At 67.1% G+C, this 6,174-nt stretch carries 8 protein-coding genes; 5 read left to right on the top strand and 3 right to left on the bottom strand.

From position 1 onward, the window contains the following. Window positions 1-449 (top strand): substrate-binding domain-containing protein (locus GJV64_RS10270; protein ID WP_205599593.1); only part of this gene is annotated, 449 nt, incomplete at its 5' end. Window positions 450-541: 92 nt separating this feature from the next. Continuing rightward, window positions 542-2,017 carry an MFS transporter gene (locus GJV64_RS10275; protein WP_164157144.1) on the top strand — a complete coding sequence of 492 codons (1,476 nt, stop codon included), beginning with the start codon at window positions 542-544 and terminating at the stop codon, window positions 2,015-2,017. A gap of 14 nt (window positions 2,018-2,031) precedes the next feature. On the opposite strand, the gene GJV64_RS10280 is transcribed toward GJV64_RS10275, so the two are convergent. After that, window positions 2,032-2,439 (bottom strand): EVE domain-containing protein, encoded by a 408-nt coding sequence (locus GJV64_RS10280; protein WP_164157145.1) that lies wholly within the window; start codon window positions 2,437-2,439, stop codon window positions 2,032-2,034. 1 nt (window position 2,440) lies between these two features. Beyond that, window positions 2,441-2,785 carry an arsenate reductase gene (locus tag GJV64_RS10285; protein WP_164157146.1) on the bottom strand — a complete coding sequence of 115 codons (345 nt, stop codon included), beginning with the start codon at window positions 2,783-2,785 and terminating at the stop codon, window positions 2,441-2,443. 273 nt (window positions 2,786-3,058) lie between these two features. On the opposite strand from GJV64_RS10285, the gene GJV64_RS10290 reads away from it, so the two are divergent. Further along, entirely contained in the window at window positions 3,059-3,589 is a 531-nt protein-coding gene (locus GJV64_RS10290; RefSeq protein ID WP_164157147.1) for a hemerythrin domain-containing protein, read from the top strand. An 18-nt stretch (window positions 3,590-3,607) separates the two neighbouring features. Here the strand turns inward: GJV64_RS10290 and GJV64_RS10295 are convergent, their stop codons facing one another. After that, window positions 3,608-4,771: a M42 family metallopeptidase gene (locus GJV64_RS10295; RefSeq protein WP_164157148.1), complete on the bottom strand. Its 1,164-nt coding sequence runs from the start codon at window positions 4,769-4,771 to the stop codon at window positions 3,608-3,610. Window positions 4,772-4,904: 133 nt separating this feature from the next. Between GJV64_RS10295 and GJV64_RS10300 the strand changes: the two genes are divergently transcribed. Both GJV64_RS10300 and GJV64_RS10305 read left to right on the top strand, forming a co-directional pair. Further along, the gene (locus GJV64_RS10300; RefSeq protein WP_164157149.1) at window positions 4,905-5,717 is read left to right on the top strand and encodes a class I SAM-dependent methyltransferase; all 813 of its coding nucleotides are present in this window, start codon (window positions 4,905-4,907) and stop codon (window positions 5,715-5,717) included. 61 nt (window positions 5,718-5,778) lie between these two features. Beyond that, window positions 5,779-6,174 (top strand): deoxyribodipyrimidine photo-lyase (locus tag GJV64_RS10305; RefSeq protein WP_164157150.1); only part of this gene is annotated, 396 nt, incomplete at its 3' end.

The following is a 6,174-nucleotide window of genomic DNA, read 5'->3' on the forward strand; positions in this document are numbered from 1 at the left end:
CGGCCACGCTGGCCATCGGCGGCGCGCTCGACGGCGTCAACGAACGGCTGGTGCGCCGCAGCCTGGCCGGCGTGCCGCTGGTGCCGGTGGCAGCGCCCGGTCACAAGCTTGCCCGCAAGGACGTGCCGCCCGGCGAGGCGCAACGCCATCTGCAACTGGTGCTCACCGATCGGTCGCGGCTGACGGAAGGCAAGGATTTCGGCGTGCTGTCCCCGCGCTCCTGGCGGCTGGGGGACATGAGCGCCAAGCACGCGCTCCTGAAGGCCGGCGCAGGCTGGGGCAACATGCCGGTGCCGATGGTGGCCGATGATCTGGCCGCCGGCACCCTGGTGCGCCTGGCCCTGCCCGACTGGCCGGGAACCACCTATCCCATCGAGCTGCTGCACCGACCGGACCACACGCCCGGACCGGCGGCGCGCTGGCTGATGGACTGGCTGGCAGCGGCGTAACGCCCGACCCGGCACGGCTTTACAGCCCGGCCAACCCCGCTGATACTCGCCGCAATCACCGCCCACAGACGGCGGACGCCTGGGGAGACTGCATGGCCACCAACGCCGAACCGCCCGCCTCCACGCCCGCGCCGGCAGTGCCCGTGCAACACTCCCCCTCGCTGGGCACGCGCATCGCCTTCGGCTTTGGCGCGGGTGCCTATGGTGTGAAGGATGGCGGCTTCAGCTATTTCCTGCTGATCTTCTACAGCCAGGTCATCGGCGTCGATGCCCGGCTGGTCGGCCTGGCCATCACCATCGCGTTGATCCTTGATGCCATCAGCGATCCGGTCGTCGGCTATTGGTCCGACAATCTCCGCTCGCGCTGGGGGCGGCGGCATCCGTTCCTCTACGCTTCGGCGATCCCGACGGCGGCGACCTATTTCCTGATCTGGAACCCGCCGGTCGGCTGGTCGCAATCTGCCCTGTTCTGGTATCTACTGAGCATGGCGGTGCTGATCCGCACCTCCATCACCTTCTATGAAACGCCCAGCACGTCGTTGGCACCGGAGCTGGCGCGCAGCTATGATGAACGCAGCGCGCTGTTCGGCTGGCGGCTGTTCTTTGCCTGGACCATCGGCAGCATCATGACCGTGGCCAACTTCGCGCTGATCTTCCCGGCCTTTGCCACACCGGCCATTCCCAATGGCCAGTTCAACCGCGATGCCTATGCACTTTATGGCATGATCGCCTCGGCGTTGATCTTCGTCGCCATCATGGTCTCGGCGCTGGGCACCCACAGCCAGATCAAGCATATGCGGTTGCCGCCCGCCAAGCGCGCGCTGGGCCTGAAGGCCATCTTCAGAGAGATTTTCGAAACCATCGCCAATCGCGATTTCACGGCGCTGTTCATGGCGGCGATCTTCGGCGCCATCGCCACCGGCATCTCGGCTTCGCTCAGCTTCTATTTCTCCGCCTATTTCTGGGGTTTCAGTTCCGAGCAGATCGGCCTGATCACGATGAGCGTGTTCCTGTCGGCGGCGATCGGCGGGGCCATGTCGCCGGTCGTCACCCGCACATTCGGCAAAAAGCGCGGTGCGGTGGTGATCGGCCTGCTGGCCGGTCTTGCCCTGCCCTTGCCGATCGTCCTGCGGCTGTTCGGCCTGCTGCCGCCCAACGGCGATCCGGCGATCTTCTGGATCGTGTTCTTCGTCACCCTGATCGATGTCGGCCTGATCATCTGTTTCCAGGCGCTCACCGCCTCGATGCTGGCCGATCTCGTCGAACAGGCCGAGGTGCGCACCGGCCGCCGCAACGAGGGCATCTTCTTTGCCGCCAACACCTTCATCCGCAAGGCCGTGCAGGGCCTGGGCGTGATGGCCGCCAGCCTGGTGCTCACCCTCGCCGCCTTTCCCAAGGGCGCCAGCCCTGACAAGGTGGGCGAAGACAGCCTGTGGCAGCTGGGCGCCACCTATGTGCCGGCCATCTGGCTGGTGTGGGGCTTGATGATCTTCGCGGTGTCCCGCTATCGCCTCAGCCGCGACGGGCATGAAGCCAATCTGGCGACGCTGGCCGAACGACAGGCCTGATCAGCGCCCCAGGCTCACCGGCCGGCCATCTCCATCACCACGTCCCACTCCGCGTCGGTGATGGGAACAACCGACAGGCGGAACTGGCGGAACATCGCCATGCCGGCGAGCCGCGGCTCGGCCTTCATCTCGGCCAGCGTGACCGGGCGCGGCAGCGGAGACTTGGGGCCGACCAGCACGGCCGGGAAGCGGCCCTTGGGGTCGCTGGGATCGATGAAATGCTCCCCCACCACCTCGGCGATACCGACGATCGAGAGGCCCTCGTTCGAATGGTAGAAGAACAGCTCGTCGCCGATTTTCATCGTGCGCAGATAGATCGCGGCCTGGTTGTTGCGCACGCCGTCCCACGCGGTCTGGCCGTCCCGGTTCAGCTGCTCCCAGCTGTATTTGAACGGTTCGGATTTCACCAGCCAGCGCGCCATCTCAGAACGCTCCTGCCCATGCGTCCGGCTTGAAGCCGATCAGGGCAACACCCTCCCCCTCCACGATCGGCCGCTTGATCATAGATGGATTGGCCAGCATCAATGCCATGGCCTTCTGGGCATCCAGCCCGGCCTTGTCGGCCTCCGGCAGCGCCTTGAACGTGGTCCCGGCGCGGTTCAGCACCGCCTCCCAGCCCCAACGGTCCACCCAGCGCGCCAGCGCATCGGTCGGCACGCCGGCCTTCTTGTAGTCGTGGAATTCGTGCGCCACCCCCGCAGCGGCCAGAAAGGCGCGCGCCTTCTTCACCGTGTCGCAGTTGGGAATGCCGTACAGTTTGAGCGCCATCGCCTGCCTCCTTCGCCTCGCGGCCTCCATGCCAAGCGGCAGGCGCGCTGCCAAGCCGCCGCCTCGCCGCGACGGCGCCACAGGGTAGATTCCGGGCCTGACGCACGGTGGGGAAACGGCGGAAAGCTGCGGTTCGCCAACCCGAAAAGGCCAGACGATGGGAAAATCACTTCTGCTGCTGCTGTTCGGTGTCCCCATTCCGATCATCCTGCTGCTGTATTTCTTCGTCTTTCGCTGATCGGGACATAGTTTTCGAAGCCATTGGAATTCAATATGACTGCTACCAAAGCCCTGGACGCCATTGCCCTGCTCAAGGCCGATCACCGCACCGTGGAGGATCTGTTCGCCCGTTTTGAAGCGGCCACCAGCGCCGCCGACAAGGAGGCGCTGGCGGTGCAGATCTGCACCGAACTTTCGGTGCACGCCCGCATCGAGGAAGACATTTTCTATCCGGCCTGCAAGGGCGTGGTGGATGCCGAGCTGCGCAACGAAGCGCTGGTCGAGCATGATGCGGCCAAACTGCTGATCGCCGAAATCGCCATGGGCGGCCGCAGCGACCGCTTCAGCGATGCCAAGATGATGGTGCTGAAGGAAGAGATTGCCCACCATGTCGGCGAGGAGGAACGCGCCGGCGACGGCATGTTTGCCCAGGCCCGCAAGGGTGGCCTCGACCTGGCCAAGCTGGGCGAGCGCATGGCCGCCGAGAAGACCCGGCTGATGGCCGACTTCATGGCCAACGGCCTGCCGATGCCGGCCACCTCAACCCTGGTCGCGACCAGCATCGGCCAGCTTGTCGCCGACTGACCCGCGGAACAGAATGCGTCAGGGACGGGTGGCCGGCGGCGCAAAATCGCGCAGTCGCGCCACCGTCCCGGCATCCAGTCGCTTGATCAGCGCCACCACCAGCGTCACCATGTGGTCGAAATCGCCGCGATCGATGATGCCGTTGTGGGCGTGGGTGTAGCGGGCCGGGACCACCAGGTTCACGGTGGGCACACCGCCGTTGGATTTCTGGATTTCGGCCGAATCATCGCCATAGCCCTGCACCAGATCAAGCTGCAGCGGCACTTTGCTGTCGCGCGCGGTTGCCTTCACCAGATCGGCCAGCTTGCGGTTGGGCTGGGCGGAACTGTCATAGAGGAAAATGCCCGGCCCTCCGCCCAGCACCGCCTGGGTCTCTTCCGGGTTGAGGCCCGGCTGATCGCCGGCCACGCCGCCTTCGATGGCGATGCCGATATCGGCCTTGATGATCTCGGCCGCGGTGTGGGCGCCGCGCAGGCCGGTTTCCTCCTGTGTGGTCGCCGCCACGAACAGCTGGTTGGGGTGGCCCTCCTTCGCCAGCCGGCGCAGCGACTCGATCACCACGGCAAGGCCCACGCGGTCATCCCAGGCCTTGCCCAGCAGCCGGCCGCCGGGCAGCGCCGCAAAGGGCGCGTCGGGCACCACCGGATCGCCTGGGCTGATGCCCAGCGCCGCCACTTCGGCCGCGGTGCGGGCGCCGACATCCAGATAGATGGCATTGCGCGGGGTGACGCGGCCGCGCTCCTCCTGCGGGGTCACGTGCACGTCGCGGATGGTGGTGACGGCGCGCACCGGGCCCTTGCTGCCAATGATCATCCAGCGCTGACCGAGCAGCGCCTGGTCCAGCCAGCCGCCGAGCAGCTGCATCGACAGGAAGCCGGTGGGCGTGACGCGGCGGACCATGCCGCCCACCTCGTCCATGTGGGCATCGAGCATGATGCGCGGGCCGCTGCTGCCGTGCTGGGCGATCACACTGCCCAGCCCGTCATAGCTGATCTTCTGGGCGAGCGGCGCCAGTTCGCGCACCATGATGGCGCGCACCGGCTCTTCAAAACCGGGCGGGCCGGGCGCGTCGGCCAGTTCGGCGAGCAGCGCCTCGGTGCGATCCCCCGGCGCCGCCTGTGCCACCGCAGCCGGCAGGGCGAGTGCGGCCAGCAGGCCAAGAACAGCAAGGGTTAGGCGCATGGAAACTCCTGCGGGTGGGTGCCACGCCATCATTTGCACAAAGCGTTGGCTGCCACCACTGGCCGTCACTGATTGGATGCCGGATTTGCCGCCGATGCTGATAGGATCCGGACGTGCCTGAGGAGGACATCACATGAATCCGAACAAGGCCCTGTGGGAAAAGGGTGATTTCACCCGAATCGCAGCCACCATGCGCGACAGCGGCCGCGAATTGGTGGACAGCCTTGGGATCGGCCCCGGCGTGCACGTGCTCGATCTCGGCTGCGGCGATGGCACCACGGCGCTGCCGGCCGCCGAACTGGGCGCGCACGTGCTGGGGGTGGACATTGCCGAGAACCTCGTGGCCGCCGGCAACGCCCGCGCTGCCGCGGCGGGGCTGGGAAATCTGCGCTTCGAGCAGGGCGACGCCTCCAACCTCGAGGGGCTGGCGGATGCCAGCTTCGACCTGGTGGTCAGCATCTTTGGCGCCATGTTCGCGCCGCGCCCGCATGACGTGGCGCGCGAGATGGTGCGAGTGACACGGCCGGGCGGGCGCATCGTGATGGGCAACTGGATCCCCGGTGATCCCACCTTGGTCGCCCAGATCCTGAAGATCAGCGCGGCCTACGCGCCGCCGCCACCGGAAGGCTTCATCAGCCCGGTGACATGGGGTGTGCCGGCCAATGTCCATGAACGTTGCGGCGCGGCCGGCATCGCAGCCGACCGGATCGAATGCGCGCCCACCACCTATGTGTTCCGCCATCCCGGGCCGCCCGCAGAACTGCTCGACATCTTCCGCCACTATTACGGGCCGACGATGAACGCCTATGCCGCGGCCGAAGCCGATGGCCGGGCCGAGGCGCTGCACGCCGAACTGTCGGCGCTGTTCGCGGCGCAGAACCAGGGTGACGCGGCCAGCACCTTGATCCCGGCCACCTTCCTGAAGGTGACCGTCCAGAAGCCCTGACGCGCCAGCCTGCGACACGGCGCGCCGCGCGCGGTGAGAACAAAACAGCTACGAAACCGCCATGGACATCGTCTGGTTCAAGCGCGATCTGCGCGTGCATGATCACGCCCCACTGGCCGCAGCCTGTGCCAGCGGCCAGCCGGTGCTGCCGCTCTACATCCTCGAGCCTGGGCTGTGGCAGCAGCCGGACGCGAGCGGCCGCCACCATGCGATGCTGTTTGAGGCGCTGGCCGATCTTGATCGCAGCCTCAGTGCACGCGGCGCGCGGCTGGTGGTGCGGGTGGGCGAGGCCGTGGACGTGCTGCACGATCTCCACGCCGCCCATGGCATCAGTGCCATCCACGCCCACCAGGAGACCGGCAATTTGTGGAGCTTCGCGCGCGACCGGGCGGTGCGGCGCTGGGCCCGCGCCGCCGGCGTGCCGCTGACCGAGGCGCAGCAGCACGGCGTGTGGCGG

The organism is Sandarakinorhabdus rubra (assembly GCF_010994245.1).
Lineage (GTDB): Bacteria > Pseudomonadota > Alphaproteobacteria > Sphingomonadales > Sphingomonadaceae > Sandarakinorhabdus > Sandarakinorhabdus rubra.